Raw genomic sequence first — 18,282 nt, forward strand, 5'->3', positions numbered from 1 at the left:
ACTTGGTACAAAACAGCCTGCAAACACTTGATAGAAGGAGTTATTATGAACCATAACGAAGTCATCGAACGTGCTTTGATCCATATCGAGGACCATTTACAACATTCCTTAACCGTGGAATCCGTAGCCAATGCCTTCAACATGTCTAAATATTATTTTCATCGGCTGTTCTCTGCTATGATGGGCTGTACGTTAAGTCAATACATCCTATCCAGAAGATTGAATGCATCCTTAACCTTGATTCTTGATAAAAACAATTCTCTGACCGACATTGCCTATCGGCTTAACTTCGGTACGCAAGCCTCTTTCACTCGCGCTTTCAAACGACAATACGGTACAGCCCCAAGTTCTGTAAAAGCAGGAATCACAACGATCTCTCCAATCCCCATACCTACAGTAGTGAATAGACCCATTAAAAACATTAACGGCGATATCGTCGCGGATTTCACCTTGACTGAATTCGAGAAGACCCGAATCAGCGGAATCGCTTTTGAAGTCGATCTAGCCAATGATGATTATAAGAAGAAGATTCGCGCACATTCAGAAATGCTGCTAAGTCAAATTGATGAAACCATAAATGGTCCCTGCTACGTCATTTATTCAAACTGTCAACCTGATTCAACCCGGTTTAAGGTTCTATTCGGGATCCCGAGCAGTATTGAAATCGATGAGCCTTATTATTTTACGGTCGATGTGCCGCAAATTTTTTGTGCAAGGTTCAACTATTGTGGTGATCTACTTGACATTGGGGATGTACTGAAAAGTGACTATGCTCGTTTTTTAAAGATCTCCAGGCAGGAAACGGCAGAAACCGATATTGAACTCATTCAAGTTTTTGAGGACGTCCACAATTCTGATTCGGCCTATCATATATATGCACCTATCAAAAAACTCCCTGCTGACTCTCATCTTTAGTGCCCTGGCTCTAATATCATCTTCTCTACTCCTTTCTTTTCTTGCAAATAAGATAACATGCCGGGTTTTCGATCTACTTTCCACATCTTGCTGTAATTTAGGGACGAAAAAATGCACCTCTCTCGAGATGCATAATCTAACTGTTCAACGTTCCATGATCAAAGCCACCCTGCGCCTGCTGAAAAGTCGGATCATTAGAGCCAGTGCCTTGAGTCCATTTGGTTAATTACGATACGTATTCTTCCATATAAGTAATTAGAGGTGAGCTGCTTGAAAACAAATCGTTTCTCATCCGCATTGGGTGAGTTCATAAAATCGCGCAGAGAACGCTTGCAGCCTTCAGAGGCAGGGATCCAGCCGCTGCCCGGACGAAGACGCACTCCGGGACTTCGAAGAGAAGAAGTCTCTTACCTTGCCAATATAAGCGTGACTTACTATGCCTGGCTGGAGCAAGGCAAGGAGGTGAATCCTTCGCCGGAAGTGCTGCTAAGTATCAGCAAAGCGCTTCAGCTTGACGAAGACGAGCAGAAGCATCTATTCGATCTGGCCAATGTAGATGTGGCGAGCGTCGTCACAGCGCCAAATAACGGTGGGCCGGATGCGGGAGTTCTGCAGAAAATCGTAGATCAACTTTATTATCCTTCATTTATCACGGACGAAGGTACGGATGTTATCGCCTGGAATCGAGCGGCAGAACTGATCGTAGCCGATTTCGGCAGTCTGCCGGACAACGAACGGAATATGATGGACATTATGTTTTTAAAGCCGGATTACCGCAACAGACTGGTGAACTGGGAAGCCGCTGCCCGTTACTCTGTAGCCGTTATGCGGGCAGGCTTCGATCTTTACAAGAACAACCCGTTATATATGGAACGGTTTGAACGCTTGACGCGGGAAAGCGTGGAGTTCGTACATTTCTGGGAGTTATATGAAATCAAACAAAAACGCGTAGCGACCGCCTTATTCCGCGTTCCTGACGCACAGGAGATGGAGTTCGAGCTCCATTCCGCGGCTGTAATCGATAATGACCCGGGAATGCACTGGTGTTTCTTTGTTCCGGTGCCCGGTTCAGGTACGGAGGAGAGATTATTACGTTTACTTGAGCAGGACAGGCAGCTCCCGTAGACTGTTACTCCCGTTAATAGTATAGATGTGCTGTGGCTAGCTCCTTCCAGTTGCTTGTATGATTCAGTGGATGACAACGAATGGAGGGTGTTTAGCATGCAAACTTGGTTCATTACAGGAGCGTCAGGAGGCTTGGCTTCACGTATAACTCGCCGGTTGCTGGTTAGAGGGGACCGTGTAGCCGCAACGGTACGCAAGCCGGGGGTGCTGGATGATCTGCAGGCACAGTATGGCTCCCAGCTATGGCTGGCTAATTTAGATCTCACAAACCCTCAGCAAATTGCTGAAGTCGTGGAACGGGCATTTTCAGAACTGGGCACGATCGATGTGTTTGTCAATAATGCAGCCTATGGCTTGTATGGCGCAGTCGAAGAAGCAAGCGACAGACAAATTGAGCATCAGTTTATGACCAATGTGCTTGGCTCCCTGCGTGCAGCGCGTGCAGTCCTGCCCTTTTTCCGCAAGCAGGGCGGCGGTCACATGGTACAGATTTCAAGTATGGCGGGTCATTATTCTATTCCGGGCATGGGACTGTATTGCTCTTCGAAATGGGCGGTCGAAGGAGCCTTTGAAGCGCTAGCTAAGGAAGTGGCTCCGTTCAATATTAAGACCACTATGGTGGAGCCCGGCGGGATCCGAACGAACTTCCTTACAAGTAACGCCGTATTCGGCGAGCGGATGGACGAATACCGGGATACGGAGGCGGGCCGATTCGTTAGCCTGATGAAGGGAGAACTGCCTCGTATAGATATGAGCATGTTCAATCAAATGGTTGTCGGCGATCCGGATAAAATGGCGCAGCAGATTATCCGTCGTGTCGACCAGGGAGAGGGTCCGATACGTATGGCGTTGGGCAGTGACGCCTATGAGCAAATCCGGGCAGCCCTGCTGGACAGACTGGGCGCTCTGGAAGCACAGAAAGAGCTGGCTTACTCCACTGATTCAGATGATGTGGTAAAACCATTTTAAAGTATACCAAAGCATTCGACACCCACGGCAATTTTGATATGCTCCTCTGAAGTAGCGGGTTTATTTATTAATCCTGTCTACTTAAAGGGGAGCTTGTTTAGGGATTTTCGTTATTTGTGATACGGTTCAGCTTAACGGGTCTACGGCGAATTTTAAAAGTACCCAATTAATTAAATGACCATTTAAGCAACTCAAAAACCGGGATTCGCCAAATAAGGCGTCCCGGTTTTTGACGTTCTATGTTGGGTTAATCATCTCAGATAGCAGAGAATATCTTTCTCTCCCTGATCCATTATTGAAATCCATCTTTCAGCCAAGCGCTGGCTAATGCAGTCGCACCGCGGGCGGCCAACGTATCCGCCAAAGCATTCAACATGACGAAATCATGAATGATTCCTTGATAACGCACCGTTGTGACCTCCACACCAGCCTCCCGAAGCTTATTTCCATAGGCCTCGCCTTCATCTCGAAGAACGTCGGCTTCCGCCGTAATGATGAGAGCTGGAGGAAGATCGCGAAGCTGGTCGATGGAAGCCCTCAGAGGAGAAGTATAGATTTCATTTAACTCTTCCGCTTTGTTGATGTACTGTTTCCAGAACCAAGCCATCCCGTCACGGCGAAGGAAGTATCCTTCGGCGAATTCATGATACGAGTCCGTATCCATTCCCCCATCCGTAACCGGATAGAACAGCAGCTGTCGTTTAATCGCAGGTCCCTTTCTTTCCTTAGCCATCAACGTGATTGCCGCAGTCATGTTGCCGCCAACGCTATCGCCACCGATGGAGATATGATCCGAATCCAGGCCATGAGCCTTGCCGGAGGAAGCGATCCATTGCAGCGTAGCATAGATCTCTTCAAGAGCTGTCGGGTATTTGACTTCAGGAGACAAGCTGTAATTAGGAAATACGATAGCGGATCCGCTTCTGACCGCTAGCTCACGAATCAACCGGTCGTGGGTATGGGCATTACCGAACACCCATCCTGCACCATGGATGTACAAAACCGTTTTAAGCAGTTGGCCAGCCGTGTTCTTCGGACGCAGGATCCGAACGGACACTTGACCGCTTGGTCCGCCTGGGATGCTGAGATCCTCAATGTCTACATCTTTTTTCTTGGTATCTCCCGATTGAACTTCGTCTACCGCAGCTCTCCCCTGCTCAGGTTCAAGATGGAATAAGTAGGGCGGATTCGCAGTAGCCTCAACAAATTGTTGTGCGGCGGACTCAAGAATAATCTTTTTGGTCATTTTCAACATTCTCCTCATATCATATTAGTTTTGTAAAATTTAATTTTGCACAATCATTATGGGTAAAAAAATTATAACTTTCGCAGCTCCCAGAGAATATCCTCCGGTTCCATTCTCCTGGTGAAGTCAGGATTCACGTATGCGGAACGGATAACGGAGTATTCGTCAATCATGAACGTTCCCGTCACCGGAAGCAGCCAATGATCTGTCCCATTGTACTCTTGAAGATCAATATTATGGCTTAAGTACATGCCCCTCAGATAGTCAGGCACTTCATACAACAGGTTATATTTGGCGGCAACGATTCCCTTAGGGTCGCTGAGAACCTTAAAGGACATTTCTGCCTTCTCTTGATCAGACAGTGTATAATCCGGCAATTGTGGACTGACTGCGATAAGCTGCGCGCCTAGCGCCTGAATGTCGGGGAGAATCTCCTGGTATGCTCTTAACTGCCGATTGCAGTAAGGGCACCATCCTCCTCTGTAAAAGGTAAGGACAACAGGACCTTTTGCCAATTCGTCGGCTAAATTTACTTGGTTCCCTAGTGAATCTGACAGTACAAAGTCCTTGGCTTTCGTCCCGACTGGTAGCCCTGTGGCGTTGCCTCCCTCCTGAAGTTGCTGGATGAAACGTTGGTGTATCGCCTGCACTTCAAAAGGGCTTGCTGCCGTAATCTTCTCTAACGCTGAAGTTAGGGTTGTTGTTGACATGGTCACACCTCGAATGGATTATTTTCCGCTAGTCTGAATGACTTTCTCTGCTAACTCTTTGATAGTTTTGTTTAATTCCGAGACATCTTCGGTTGACATTCCGCTGGCTGAGAGGAGTGCGGATGGAATACAATCGGATTCCCCCTTAAGGGCCAACCCTTTCTCCGTGAGCAGGACCAAGATGACCCTCTCATCTTCCGTCGATCGTACTCTCCTAATCAGTTCGTTCGCCTCCATCCGTTTCAGCAGCGGCGTCAAGGTGCCTGAATCGAGGTCTAATTGTTCTCCCAGTTCTTTCACCGTCCGCCCGTCACTTTCCCAGAGGGATAGCAACACGAGATACTGAGGATAGGTAATTCCCATCTCCTCTAATAGCGGTCGATACAACCGAGAAATAGCTCGGGAGCAAGCATATAAGGAAAAGCAAAGGTGTTCGTTAAGTTGCAGCATGTGAGGTCAACCCCTTCTTCTGGTAGGTGATCGCTTACTCCGCTAGCTCCCGCAGGGCAGCTAGGGCGGCATCATAATTCGGATGATCCGTTATCCCGCAGGACCCGTGCCGATAATAACTGTTTGATGATGTGACATGTATTTCACCTCATTTTCAGTTGCCTACAAATTACTTGTGCACAATGTTTATAAACCAATAATATCCACTCTTAATTCAATTGTCAACAATTTAATTTTGGGCAATTGAAATTCAGTAAATTTCGCCGATCAAGTTTTCACGATAGACGTTAGGGATGCCCACTCAATAGTCTCCTAATAAAAACGCGTATTAATTCCTTATTGACCTTCCTCAGAATATCAACCTGATCCATGTCCAGTCGACCGATGCGGCCACAAGCTTGTCAATTGAGCACCGGGGTTATCCAGAATCATCATAAGGGGGGGCTTCGGGTTGCCTTCACCCTGAGCACATAGGTTGGAGTTGTTGGAAGGATGAGCGGCTCAGGTCCAAGCCCAAAAGAATCCGTCGCGGTCCCAAGCAATTTTGCCGCCGTGGAGTTTGCGGAAAGCCTTCTTCACCTCTTTAGACAGCGATGTATTTCCATTCTCATTCACGAATACAAACTGTTCGCCAAATTGAGTCTTCACATATTCAATCGCATCGGCCTGGTATAGCGTTCCCCTAGACCTGATTTCCTTGACCATCCAGTCCGCTACTTCCTGGGCAGTTACTTCCATAAGATTATGCTCCTTTCTAATCGCTTATTGCTCATTAATACAACCTATATGATTTTTCATCCGCTTTAGAGGAATCATCAAATAATCGCGCAGACATCGGCTTCAGCCTGATAATTACCGTCAACGATTCTGATTCTGTGCTCCCCACTCGCACAGCTGCTCCTACCTGGCTTTTCCGGAACAGTGGGTAGAGGTTCGGGCTGTGGCGCATGTAAGCTAAGAAAAAGAGAGGAGCTTTGCTTGAAGCGGAGCTCCTCTCTCCAAATATTCGACTGTGCTTCCCTAAACCGTCTAAGCCTGTGGCGCATGCTAGAGCGCAGACAGCTGCTTGATCAATCCTTCCAGCTCATCGATCAATCCTTTTGCAAGTTCGAAATCTGTATCTTTCAAGGCCGATTCAATTTGCATTTCGACCGACTTTTTCTTTTGCTCAATTTCTAAGTAATCTTTATTGAAATGACTGGCGTAGATCATCTGTCTGAATTTGCGCATACTCATTTTTCTAATCGTCTTGTCGTCAATGATTAGTACATAATCCATACCGTTAACGACCGAATAGAAATCATGGGAAATCATGAGGATAGCGCCTTTATATTCTTCGATGGCTTTCTCCAGTGCGATCTGCGTATAGATGTCCAAATGGCTTGTCGGTTCGTCAAGAAGCAGCAGGCCGGCTTGACTTGCAGCAGCTTTAGCCAATTGAAGTATGTTTTTTTCGCCCCCGGATAGCGATTCGATCTTTTGATCCAGGGTTTCGCCTTCAAAACTGTAGTTTAAAAGATACGCTCTGATCTCATCATACGTTTTAAACCCGGCATCGATGAACTCATGGAGTATCGTATTTGAATCTTTTAGCGTTTCGCCTTGAAGCTGCGATAAATAAGCCACTTTGATATCGTCCTTGATTTCGATGGAATCCTGATTGTTTTTGAAGATATCCCGGAGCAAAGTCGTTTTCCCGGTGCCGTTCGGACCGATGATAGCGACTTTATCCGTGGATTTGATCTCGAAGTTCACATCTTTCAAAAGCAGCTCGTCAAAGGAAACACTATAGTTATCGACTTTTACGACAACAGTGTCTTCTATTTCATGCTCGATCCCGAAGCGGATATTCGGCTGCTTGATATCAACGAACGGCGCTTTGATTCTGCGCGCTTCTAATCTTTCCTGGAACTTCACTCTGGCTTTTAACGCTCGGCCCCTGGAAGCGTCCGCAACATTCGTCGCGATCTCTCTAAGATTGTCGATGATTTGATCGTATCTCTCGATCTCTTCCGCTTCAGCGACTGCGATTTCTTGCAGCTCAATTTTAGTCTGAAGCAAGGAGAAATTGTACTCGATATATTTTCCGTCAAACTCCTGGATTTCCATGTTTTCGAGATGAATGATTTTGTTAAAACAGTGATTCAAAAGATAGCGGTTATGCGTAACGACCAGCAGCATTCCTTTGTGGGAATTGATCAATTTTTTAAGCGCATTGAGGTTTTCAAAGTCTAAAAATACATCCGGTTCGTCCATAATCATCAGATCCGGACTACTGAGCATTTCCTTCATCACTTGAATAAGCTTGAATTCCCCGCCGCTTAAGGAAGATATGTCAGCGTCTTTTAGCTTCATGAGGTTGGCTAGATTCAGCTGTTTATTGATGGTACTTTCGAAATCATCTCCGCCCATGGCATCAAGTGCGTCCAAAGCCGATTGAACCTTTTCCAAGAGCGAATCCATATCCGACGTGGTTGCCATTTCCGCATACATCGCTGTAATTTCATGCTGAAGCTTGATAAATTCTTCCCCGATATATTCAAAAACGGTCATTTCTACCGTTGGGTCTACCTGCGAGAACTGACTCACATATCCGATTCTGCAATCGGAGGCGATCTCCAGCTTACCCTCGAACAAATGTCTTTCCGGGTCCATCAGGATCTCGACCAGCGTACTTTTCCCGCTGCCGCTTGTGCCGATAAAGGCGCAGTGTTGGCCCTCTTCAAGCGTAAACGAAATGTCTTTGTAGAGTTCTTTTTGCGGAAACGAGAAGGATAAGTGTTCAACTTTGATCATGGTGTTACCTTTCTTGGTATCTGAAATGGGGTTTATGGTTGGAAGCAAACGTAAGTTTGAGGTTTTCGATTCTCAGAGTAACACTGATTGGGAGCTAGTACAATTTATTTGTATAGCTAACGGCCAGTTTTAGGGCCACCTTCTATGGGATGGCACTATGAATGGACATTCGAGGATAGGCTTTTAAAGAAACGCCTTTATCGCGCGCAGATATCGGCTTTCGTTCAACTTATATAGTATAATAACTTAATACAACAATAATTTTATAACTAGCCTGCCTTCAGCTTGTAAGGAATTCTTACAACTTTTTTAACGCGGAAAGAAGGAGAGTTGTTATGGAATATCATGTATCTATACATGGGAATGATCAACACAAAGGAACAGCGGATCAACCCCTTCGCACCATATCACGCGCTGCGGCTCATGCTATGGCTGGTGATACGGTTATTGTTCATGCCGGAGTATATAGGGAATGGGTTAACCCGGCTAATGGAGGAACAACGAAGCATAGAATCATATATCGATCCGCAGGAGACGGAGAAGTCGTCATTACAGGGGCTGAACGGATTACCAACTGGAAACCAGAAGGAAACCATGTTTGGAGCACAGAAGTGCTCAATTCCATATTTTCCGTTCGCAATCCCTTTGAAGTGGAGCTAAGTGGAGACTGGTTGTTTGACGGGCCCTTCCCGATCCATCTCGGTGATGTTTATTTGGATTGCAAATCATTGTATGAAGTCGATAGTGTTGAAAGCGTTCGCAATCCCGAGGTTTGGCCCGAAGCCAAATATCCTAAGGATTCACTGTTAAAATGGTATGCCGAAGTTGGTTCTACGACAACAAAAATCTGGGCTAACTTTGGTGGAAAAGATCCCCGTAAGGAGAATGTAGAAATTAATGTCCGTCCTTATTGTTTCTGGCCTGAGAAACCAGGATTGAACTACATAACCGTTAGTGGCTTCACACTTCGTCAAGCATCTCCGGGGTGGGCGCCGCCTACGGACTACCAGGAAGGTTTGATCGGACCTCACTGGAGCAAGGGCTGGATTATTGAAAACAATATCATTAGTGAATCAAAATGCGTTGGGATTAGCCTGGGTACCGAAATCGGTACAGGTCACAGCAAATCTTTAGATAAGCACAGTAAAGGCGGAACTCAACGTGAGCAGGAGGTTATCCTACGAGCATTACGCTCCAGCTGGCATAAGGATCGGGTCGGCAGTCACATCGTTCGAGGGAATGTGATCCATGATTGTGAACAGGCAGGTATTGTGGGTCATATGGGAGGAGCCTTCAGCCGCATTTATCAGAATCGTATATACAATATTCACCACAAACGGCTCAGACACGGGGCCGAAGTCGCGGGAATTAAACTGCATGCTTCCCTGGATACTCAAATTAGTGAAAATATAATCTATAGCTGTTACCGTGCGCTTTGGCTTGACTGGCAGGCACAGGGCACCCGCATCAGCCGCAATGTATTTTTTGACAACCTTTCTGAAGACCTCTTCGTTGAGGTTTGCCATGGTCCGTATATGGTCGATCATAATCTGTTCCTCTCTCCTATGAACTTCAGAAATATGGCACAAGGCGGTGCATTTGCTCATAATTTGTTTGCAGGCCGATTTGTCGTTCGTTCCGAGATTACCCGTATTACGCCATATCACTTCCCTCATGAGACAGCAATGGCCGGGTACTCCAATATCACTGGAGGCGACGACAGATACTACAACAATATCTTTTTGGGGGATAATGATGCGAATAAGGAACCTGTTCCAATAACCTTTTTTGAGCATCTTCCACTTAAACCAAGGGATGCAGTTGGAGATGATGGGAAGACGGTCATGGATGGCGTTCCGGACAATTCCATTTGCTATCTGCATGCTGTGGGGCTGGGGGGCTACGATAAACATCCTAGTGTAAAAGATAAGAGATGGTGGGAATATACCAAAGAGGAGCTTGCTGAGCTTGGCGATGTCGCAAAGGATTTCTTTATAGGAAATGCAGTTCTTCCGGTGGCTATGGGTGGAAATGTATATCTTAACCATGCGGCTCCAAGTCGTCATGAATCCAATGCGAAGACATATGCGCAGAAGGGCATAAAAGTTGAGATTAATCCTGCGCAAGGCAGGGTGCACATTCAGGTCAATGAGCCTCAATTGCTTCAAGGAGCCTCTGCAATGGTGGTTACCACTGACCTGCTTGGAAAGACTTATCACGCCGATATGAAGTATGAGGAGCCAGACAGCACTCCATATCGTTTTGACTCCGACTTTTTCGGGATAGAGAGACCCGATACAGATGTCACACCTGGTCCGTTTGAATTAACCGAAAAAGGTACCATGGATTTTGAAATTTAGTTTATGGTTGAGGATCCAGTCATTTCATTTTAGGTGACTGGATCTTTTTCGTGTGTACATGAGATACTCCGATGATCTTATATTTGTTTTGCCCTTATTGAAAGCCACATGTATATCTTTGATAAAATTTCGCTCTACTTATGATACGGTTCGGCTTAACGGGTCTATCGGATGATTCAACTATCGTTCCCCGATAGATCAATGGTTGCTGGATGTAATCACTCAATCACCAGCTTTTCGAGGTCTCCTCCGCATACGTTATATGCATTATAACTTGTACGATACTCCGAAGGTGATATTCCAAGCCGTTTACGAAAAGTAGTCGAAAAATGCGCAGCGCTAGAAAATCCAATAATGACAGCAATACGCGTTATAGTATAGTTTGTGTTTTCCAATAATTGTTTCGCTTTCTCAATACGTTTTTTCATGACATATTCCATTATCGTTATGCCTGAGACACGCGTTGGATTTCTTCCCCGGCATCCCCCATGATTTAGCATCCTCCTTATAAATGCGGGCAGAGGACCCTGCCGTTCCGGTAAACCAATAGATCGACACATTTGTCAGCAGCAGATCGCGGTCCGCCGGATCGCCAGAAGGAAACGCTATTAGACCGTTGGAATGAATTCCTATCACACGATCCGGAGCAAGATTGCCCATCTTCGGTGATATGATCGCCCCAGTGTCTCCTCCTTGCACGCCGAAGCGTTCATAGCCCAAGCGGCCCATCAATTCCAACCATGCTGCCGCTACTCGGTCCGTGTTCCAACCGATTTCATTCGTCGGGCCGGAGAATCCGAATCCCGGTATGGATGGGATCACCAGGTGAAAAGCGTCTTCCGGACGGCCGCCGTGAGCACGCGGATCGCTCAACGGACCGATGATATTCATAAACTCCACAATCGATCCCGGCCAGCCATGAGTAAGAATAAGCGGCATTGCGTCAGGTTCTGGAGATCGTACTTGAAGGAAGTGCACTTGTTGTCCGTCAATTGTCGTCGTATACTGCGGAAAGCGATTCAACGCATCTTCATATTTCCGCCAATCGTACTCCGTTCTCCAATATGCCGCCATTTCTTTCAGGTAACGGACAGGGACGCCGTAGTCCCAATCGATGGAATTCGGTTCGTCGGGCCAGCGCGTCCGCTCCAGACGGTCCCGGAGATCATCCAACGCTTGCTGGGGAATGTCGATGAGAAACGGGTGGATTTCGGTGTTTTCGTTGTGTTTGCGATCAATTGTTTGTTTGGATGCGTTCATTGGGATTACCTCCTAATTTGACTGGAACATTTGCTTAAAGCAGAGTTCCTGTCCATAGGATAATCCACCCTTGTTGCCAACAGGATGGCAACAACCTTAATATCCTTTTTCAATGTTCGTCTCTTGACTTAAATCAATGCCAGCAAACATCCCCCTAGTTAGAATGTAATCATTACTTAAACTTAGGGGTTTGTACATGGGTACTGCAAGGATGGGGTTCTCGGATCAGTAGGTGCCTCTTGTAAATGTCCGTCGCAGTAAAATTTCCGTTAGGGGGAGAAAATCATGAGAGCCATGGTTCAAATTTCATATGGTCCACCGGAAGTGATTGTTCTGCAAGAAATCACGAAACCGTCGCTTGGAAGCAAGGAGCTGCTCGTACATATTCAAGCTGCCAAAGTAGGGCCGTCGGACTGTGCCTTTCGCAAGGGCAATCTATTTATTAAGGTAATAATCTCCCATATTATTATTGTTTTTCGGAAATCGCCTCAGACAAACTATTGCCCCATCCGCTAATGAAGCAGAGGGGGCTTTTTTGTGTTCCTAGCAAAATAGTTCGTAGTAAGTAGGAGATTATGATAGCAATCTAATTTTTTATATCGTATGATTCTTCACATACAAAAAGATTTTGCAATAATAAGCTAATGCGGGCTATTTATATTTTCCGTACGGGAGTTTTTTCGGAATGGAGAGACTATGAAAAAAATTATTGTCTTTATGATTGCACTACTTATACTGTTCACCGGATTCGCAACACCAAGCTATGCATTATCAGATTCGCAATCTGATTCAATACAAACATTGTTGGATGATGCAAGCCGTATATCAGGTGTACCGGGAATGTCAATCTCCATACTTGCGAACAATGAAGTACTCTACTTTTCTTCCGGGTATGCAGATCGTGAAAAGGGACTGTCAGCAAGTGAAAACACTCTATATGAGCTGGCTTCGGTAAGTAAAGCTTTTACCGGCATGGGTATTCTGCTGATGGAAGAACAAGGACTGCTGTCAATGTCAGACCCTGTCCAGAAATATTTGCCTTGGTTTACGTTAAAGTATCAGGGTAAACACGTGGATATGCAAAGTATTACACTCAATAACTTTTTACACCATACTAGCGGCTTAACAAATGGCAGTCACAGTCAAAACATTCCACAAGGCAATACGCCGGATATGTTGCAAAAAACCGTAGAAATGCTCGTAGATTCTGAATTGTCGTTCTATTCTGGTGAGCAGTATACTTACGGAACTGTTAATTATGACGTATTAGGTCTGGTTATTGAGATTGTGTCGAGACAAAGCTATGAGGACTTTATGAGGGAACAGGTATTTCAGCCGTTGGGTCTTCACCAGACGTATGTTTATAAAGAAGATGCTCAAGCCACCGGACAGTTGGCACAGGGCTATCGTTCTTCCTTTTTTATGACAACTCCATATAATGCGCCGGATTATTCCGGGAATAAACCCGCAGGCTACATCATTTCTTGTACAAAAGATATGGCGCGTTGGATGGGCATACAGATGGGTATTGTGCAGGACATACCCGAAATATTCCATACGGTTATCGAAAAATCACATCAGGGTGATATGTCTGTTCCTGCTGTCAACGAAATGTATTATGCGGCGGGCTGGTCGGTAAACGCCAACCAAACGATTATAGAGCACCCCGGGGGCAATCCCAATTTCGGAACCGAAGTGGTCATACAGCCAAATGAACGAATAGCCATCAGCTTGCTGACCAACGGCGAAAATATCAATAGAAGCATGGTACTAAAAATTAAAGATATATTAGACGGCAATCTGACGCAGTCATATGGAATAAGCGGCACACAGCTTTTGGACATCATTTTGTCGTCTACCACAATTATTCTTTGCCTATTGGCTGTTCTGTTCTTTCTCTTGGGATTACGCAGAAGGAAAACGAATGAGCGGCAGCCAATGACCAAAAAGCGAATAATCGTAACAGCTATTTTGCTGTTTGCTACGATTGTCCAGTGTATACTGTGCTGTGCATTAGATTGGTCAACGATACTTATTTGGCGAACATATAGTGTTCTTACAACTTTGATTTCGTCGGCATTATTAACAGCAAGCATTACATGGTTTGTATACACTCACCGATATAATGCCTCGCTCCGAAAATAAGCATTTCATTCGTTCACTTATTGAAAAAAAGCCAAGGTTTCTTTTAATGAGAGAACAGCCCCTATTTTCGCCCTACTTATGATACGGTTCCCCCCGATTGATCTTCACCGCGCGATAAATCTGCTCCACCAGTACCAGCCGCATCAACTGGTGCGGCAGCGTCATGCGCCCGAAGCTGAGCTTCTGCTGGGCGCGGCGCAGCACGTCATCGGAGAGCCCGTGGCTCCCGCCGATGACGAACACCACATGGCTCGTCCCGTACGTGCCGAGCCGGTCCAAATGCGCGGCGAGCTCCTCCGAGCTCCACAGCTCGCCGCCGATCGCCAGAGCGATGACATGGGCATCGCTCTTCACGTGCGCCAAGATGCGCTCGCCCTCTCGCGCCTTCACGCCAAGCACCTCCGCCTCGCTCATCGTCTCCGGCGCTTTTTCGTCGGCCACCTCCGTCATCTGGAATTTTACATACGGCCCCAGCCGTTTGGCGTATTCCGCGATTCCCTGGACCAGGTATTTTTCCTTCAGTTTGCCGACTCCGATCAATTGAATAAGCATGGCTACCTCCCGCATCTGCCTCAAAATATATTATGATTATACTTTAGTCTCCCGCCGCAACAAAACGACACATCAGGTTTCTCAAAACACCGAGCTATTTGACTTTGCCTATAAGGCACCGTATGAAACGTTCCCCCCTGACAGGGCTATTCACTAATCCACTTCGCTTTCCGAGACTTTTTTTTCACCCTGCCATAGACGAATTTCTCACTTGCTCCAATAAATTTAAAATTCCACTGAACCATTTTCGCGTTCGGAGCGAATATAGGGGTGAGGCACACGGAAGGAGGAACGGGGCTTGCAAGATATCGACATTACTCCCTGGCTGCAAAAATTAAAAGAAGGGGACGAGGAAGCGTTTCGTCACGTCTACGACGCCACGGTCCAGGATGTCTACCGCATTGTCGCGCTGCTGATCCCTCGCCGTCAGGATATCGAGGACATCATGAGCGAAGTGTATTTGAAGTTATGGACTTCGATCGGGAATTACGACCCCACCAGGCCCTTCCGCTACTGGCTGCATGGCATCGCCGTCCGGCAGGTGCAGGATTGGAAGCGCAAAATGTGGCGCAAGCTCCGTTTGTTTGAGCGCCAAACCTTGCTGGAGATCAAGGAAGAATCGCCCCAAACCGACCACCCCGCCTTGAGGAACGAGACCAGCGAGGAAGTGCGGATGGCGCTCCACAAGCTGTCGTACAAGTTACGAGTCGTGATCGTACTTCGTTACTATCATGAATACACGTTCGGCGAAATCGCCGAGCTGCTGGACCTTCCTCAGGGAACCGTTAAATCCCGGCATCATCTGGCGTTGAAAGAACTGCGCAAATACGCCGTATTTTTGGAGGAACAAAAAGGGGGTGACTGCCTTGTCCATTGAAGATCAGTTAAAGGAGCAGATTCAGCGCGCCGCCCGGGAGCTGGAATGCCCGAAGGACCTCTCGGAGCGCGTATGGGAATCCAGCCGCCGTCACATCGGTCAAACTTCCGTTCCGCGTAAACCATCGGGACAAACCCGGCTCTTCCGTAAAGCCGCCCTAGCTTGCGCCGCCGCCTTCCTGTTGACCGCCGCCGTGATTGCCTCCGGCTTCGTATCGCCCGTGATGGCGGAAACGCTCGGCAAGCTCCCGTTTGTGCAGAACATTTTTAGGCTGGCTGGGGACTTCGGACTGCAAAGCGCCGTGGACAAAGGGCTGGTCAAAGAGATGCGGATCAGCGATACCCGGAACGGTTTTACGTTATCCGCAGTCCAGGTGCTTTACGACGGAACGCGGGCAAGCGTAGCCCTACAACTGGACGAGGCGGGACATCCGGCTTCCTTGTTTTCTCCCGTCAAAGACAACGGCATTGTACAGCAGCCTTCCAAAGGTAAGGGTTCCTTTAACCGGCTGGAGGCGCAAATCCGGGGGGCGAAAGGCAATGTGGCGTGGGTCCTCGGGCCGGGGGCCGATGCTTCCTCCGCCATTGTGACGGTCAGTGTGGCTTCCGATGAGAGTACCCGCCGTCCCGCCATGCCCGATCAATACACCTTGTCCCTGGAAATCAGCCTGAATGGAATTCATGAACCGTTTCAATTGGACATCCCCGTCCGGAAAAACACCAGCAATCGGGTTCTTTCCCTGAACACGGGCAAAACGTTCGGGAAGTTAAGCTGGAAACTGGATGAAATGGAATCGTCCCCCGTCTCCACCCGGCTGTTTTTGCAGACCTCGGGCATGACCGCGGACGGAAGAGAGATGTATTTTGATGTGGTGGACGAACAAGGGAATGAAGCGGGCTGGATCGACATCTACAGATATCGACTCCAAGATGGCCGCAAACAGCTCGACCTGCTTTACGAACCGCTGGCGGCGGACACCAGGTCCATCACGATTAAGCCCTTCTTGTACGTTTACAAGGATGCGCCCGACAACCGGATTGCCGAGATCGATTCCCATGGGAACTGGACCAAAGAGTACATTCCCGAATTACAATTGACCATTCCCTTACAAAAACAATGAAATGTTCAGGAGGTTTTACTTATGAAAAACGTGCAAAAAACCATCGCCATGCTGACCGTTACCGGGCTTTTGCTGGGCGCCGCCCCTTCTCTGACGGCCCCTGCGGCCGCCGCTCCCGCAAAAACCAACGCGGCTTCCAAGGCTTCCGCTCTTAACGGGATCAGCGCCAACCTGATCAAGGCGGCACAGGCCAAGCTGAAAGAAGTTACCGGCAAAACCTATACCTTCAGCAAAGCCGACAAATGGACCGAAGGCAAAAATACGAGCTGGGTTCTGCAAGTCAAAGAAGCCGCCAATAGCGAAGTGGATATTTTCAACGATAAAGTCGCCTACATCTCGGTTGTTCAGAAATGGGCCGACCTCAAAGACACCTATAAACAACAAATCAACGCCGCATTAAAGCTCGCGGATGCCGAAGCGACCAAGACGCCCGAAACGGTAACGCTAACCATCGGATACACCGCCGAGTATGCCAATCCCGGCAAGTTGGAACTGTTCGCTTCCGTGGGTGACCAATTTCTGACACTGCTGGACGGGAAAGCAAAACGTATCATGAGCCCGCTCCAGGTTGAAGAGGTGCCGGAAAGCGCCCTGCAGGCGGCCGACAAAGTTGCGGAAGGGTTAAACGGGGTAAAAAAGGGCAACTTGCTTAAGGCTTCCGTCGTGCTGAACGGTAAAGGCGAGAAATCCTACGAGCTGCAATTCGCCAGCGATGACGCGAACAATCCCATCTTCATCAACCTGAAAGAGGCGACCGGGCAAATTACCAAGGTCGAGCTGTCCAGCCTGGAGGACTCCTCCTCCGACTATACCAAGGGCTACAGCCAACTGAAAGGCTACACCGAAGCGCAATTGCTCAAGAACGCATCGCCCCAGGCCCTTAAGCTGCTGAATATCGACTTGACCGGCTATAAAGCCGCCAAGGACAAGGATCACCCGGGATCCATCGTCTTTACTAAAACCAATGCACCCACGGTAAAAGGAACCTATAACACCAAAGGTCAGTTCTATAACCTGGAATTGGCGGAGTAAAACGCATACGGAAAGAGGACCAGCCTTTATGGCGGGTCCTCCTTTTTACTGTGAGACCGGATGCCCCGCCGACACATTAACGGGAAAACTTCCCGCTAATTCGGTCCGAATCTCACGAATCTCGAAATTACCTGGAATTTCTCCCGTTAATCCTCCCCCGCAAGGCGGTTTTGGGCCATGTTCCGCTAATTTAGCTGGAGCTTTTCCAGGTAATTGATTCCCGGAAGTTAGAATCTGCCTCATTAGCTGGAGAAAATCCCGCTAAACACCTCATCGCCCGACAATGCACGGACTGTCCGAAGTTCGCTCTCCTTTTCCATGCAAAAGAGGCCGCCTCCTCCGCGCAAGTGGAGAAAAACCGCCCCATCGTTTTCACATTATATTTTCTAAGTGTTCCGTATCACCCGGCCCGGTGCCAAGATTCGCGGCTAGCCGTCGGCAGAGCGATCCCTAACTAGACGATCAGAAACCTCGCTTCATGCTCGCACTCCTGGCATTTGACCGGCGGATCCCAGTCGATAAATTTCGTGTGCTCCAGGTCCACCACATCCGGCGCATCCTCAAACTCGTCGACAAACATGTCGATTGCCAGCTCCACATGATCTTTGCATACTACGTACATTCGCTCAAAGCATCCTTTCTTGCCGCCATCGCGGCGGGCTCCGTATTTACAGGTTGTCCTTTATTTGTTCTACCATACTCGGCCCAAAAAAGGAACCGTCCAA

General features: G+C 47.6%; 18 protein-coding genes. 9 read left to right on the top strand and 9 right to left on the bottom strand.

The annotated features are described in order from the left end of the window. The first annotated feature begins 45 nt into the window (after window positions 1-45). The 3 genes from FRY98_RS16795 to FRY98_RS16805 all read left to right on the top strand — a co-directional run bounded on the left by FRY98_RS16795 (window position 46) and on the right by FRY98_RS16805 (window position 3,009). The gene (locus tag FRY98_RS16795) at window positions 46-915 is read left to right on the top strand and encodes a helix-turn-helix transcriptional regulator (RefSeq protein ID WP_148454001.1); all 870 of its coding nucleotides are present in this window, start codon (window positions 46-48) and stop codon (window positions 913-915) included. 261 nt (window positions 916-1,176) lie between these two features. After that, window positions 1,177-2,040, top strand: a complete 864-nt coding sequence (locus tag FRY98_RS16800; protein WP_225039063.1) for a helix-turn-helix transcriptional regulator — start codon at window positions 1,177-1,179, stop codon at window positions 2,038-2,040. Window positions 2,041-2,136: 96 nt separating this feature from the next. Next, window positions 2,137-3,009, top strand: a complete 873-nt coding sequence (locus FRY98_RS16805; RefSeq protein ID WP_148454005.1) for an SDR family oxidoreductase — start codon at window positions 2,137-2,139, stop codon at window positions 3,007-3,009. Between the two features lie 292 nt (window positions 3,010-3,301). Here FRY98_RS16805 and FRY98_RS16810 read toward each other — a convergent pair whose 3' ends face one another. From FRY98_RS16810 to FRY98_RS16830, 5 genes are all read right to left on the bottom strand, one after another. Next, window positions 3,302-4,255: an alpha/beta hydrolase gene (locus tag FRY98_RS16810; RefSeq protein WP_148454007.1), complete on the bottom strand. Its 954-nt coding sequence runs from the start codon at window positions 4,253-4,255 to the stop codon at window positions 3,302-3,304. A 71-nt stretch (window positions 4,256-4,326) separates the two neighbouring features. Continuing rightward, window positions 4,327-4,965, bottom strand: a complete 639-nt coding sequence (locus tag FRY98_RS16815; protein ID WP_148454009.1) for a peroxiredoxin-like family protein — start codon at window positions 4,963-4,965, stop codon at window positions 4,327-4,329. Between the two features lie 18 nt (window positions 4,966-4,983). Continuing rightward, on the bottom strand, window positions 4,984-5,415 hold the full coding sequence (locus tag FRY98_RS16820) for a MarR family winged helix-turn-helix transcriptional regulator (protein ID WP_148454012.1): 432 nt from the start codon (window positions 5,413-5,415) through the stop codon (window positions 4,984-4,986). A gap of 501 nt (window positions 5,416-5,916) precedes the next feature. Beyond that, a complete protein-coding gene (locus tag FRY98_RS16825) occupies window positions 5,917-6,153 on the bottom strand; it encodes a DUF6953 family protein (RefSeq protein ID WP_148454014.1) in 237 nt (78 codons plus the stop codon). Window positions 6,154-6,462: 309 nt separating this feature from the next. Beyond that, entirely contained in the window at window positions 6,463-8,211 is a 1,749-nt protein-coding gene (locus FRY98_RS16830; protein ID WP_148454016.1) for an ABC-F family ATP-binding cassette domain-containing protein, read from the bottom strand. A gap of 335 nt (window positions 8,212-8,546) precedes the next feature. On the opposite strand from FRY98_RS16830, the gene FRY98_RS16840 reads away from it, so the two are divergent. Next, entirely contained in the window at window positions 8,547-10,571 is a 2,025-nt protein-coding gene (locus tag FRY98_RS16840) for a right-handed parallel beta-helix repeat-containing protein (protein ID WP_148454018.1), read from the top strand. A 218-nt stretch (window positions 10,572-10,789) separates the two neighbouring features. Here the strand turns inward: FRY98_RS16840 and FRY98_RS29450 are convergent, their stop codons facing one another. Together FRY98_RS29450 and FRY98_RS16850 are read right to left on the bottom strand one after the other, a co-directional pair. After that, window positions 10,790-11,071, bottom strand: coding sequence for a helix-turn-helix transcriptional regulator (locus FRY98_RS29450; protein ID WP_225039064.1), 282 nt, complete (start codon window positions 11,069-11,071; stop codon window positions 10,790-10,792). After that, a complete protein-coding gene (locus FRY98_RS16850; protein ID WP_148454022.1) occupies window positions 10,983-11,831 on the bottom strand; it encodes an epoxide hydrolase family protein in 849 nt (282 codons plus the stop codon). The genes FRY98_RS29450 and FRY98_RS16850 overlap by 89 nt, the downstream gene beginning before the upstream one ends. Before the next feature lie 285 nt (window positions 11,832-12,116). Here FRY98_RS16850 and FRY98_RS16855 point away from each other — a divergent pair, with 285 nt between their 5' ends. Both FRY98_RS16855 and FRY98_RS16860 read left to right on the top strand, forming a co-directional pair. Continuing rightward, on the top strand, window positions 12,117-12,347 hold the full coding sequence (locus FRY98_RS16855; RefSeq protein ID WP_211373311.1) for a hypothetical protein: 231 nt from the start codon (window positions 12,117-12,119) through the stop codon (window positions 12,345-12,347). A gap of 180 nt (window positions 12,348-12,527) precedes the next feature. Further along, entirely contained in the window at window positions 12,528-13,976 is a 1,449-nt protein-coding gene (locus tag FRY98_RS16860; RefSeq protein WP_148454024.1) for a serine hydrolase domain-containing protein, read from the top strand. Between the two features lie 72 nt (window positions 13,977-14,048). Here the strand turns inward: FRY98_RS16860 and rlmH are convergent, their stop codons facing one another. Then, window positions 14,049-14,528 (bottom strand): 23S rRNA (pseudouridine(1915)-N(3))-methyltransferase RlmH, encoded by a 480-nt coding sequence (rlmH, locus tag FRY98_RS16865; RefSeq protein ID WP_148454027.1) that lies wholly within the window; start codon window positions 14,526-14,528, stop codon window positions 14,049-14,051. 298 nt (window positions 14,529-14,826) lie between these two features. Here rlmH and FRY98_RS16870 point away from each other — a divergent pair, with 298 nt between their 5' ends. From FRY98_RS16870 to FRY98_RS16880, 3 genes are read left to right on the top strand one after another with little or no spacing between them, the layout of a single operon-like run. Then, entirely contained in the window at window positions 14,827-15,405 is a 579-nt protein-coding gene (locus tag FRY98_RS16870; protein ID WP_148454029.1) for a sigma-70 family RNA polymerase sigma factor, read from the top strand. Then, window positions 15,395-16,525 carry a DUF4179 domain-containing protein gene (locus FRY98_RS16875; protein ID WP_170287115.1) on the top strand — a complete coding sequence of 377 codons (1,131 nt, stop codon included), beginning with the start codon at window positions 15,395-15,397 and terminating at the stop codon, window positions 16,523-16,525. Before FRY98_RS16870 ends, FRY98_RS16875 begins: the two co-directional genes overlap by 11 nt. Before the next feature lie 21 nt (window positions 16,526-16,546). Then, entirely contained in the window at window positions 16,547-17,557 is a 1,011-nt protein-coding gene (locus tag FRY98_RS16880; protein WP_148454033.1) for a hypothetical protein, read from the top strand. 454 nt (window positions 17,558-18,011) lie between these two features. Here FRY98_RS16880 and FRY98_RS16885 read toward each other — a convergent pair whose 3' ends face one another. Beyond that, on the bottom strand, window positions 18,012-18,179 hold the full coding sequence (locus tag FRY98_RS16885; protein WP_148454035.1) for a CxxH/CxxC protein: 168 nt from the start codon (window positions 18,177-18,179) through the stop codon (window positions 18,012-18,014). Window positions 18,180-18,282: the final 103 nt, after the last annotated feature.

The sequence above is a fragment of the Paenibacillus faecis genome, from assembly GCF_008084145.1.
GTDB lineage: Bacteria > Bacillota > Bacilli > Paenibacillales > Paenibacillaceae > Fontibacillus > Fontibacillus faecis.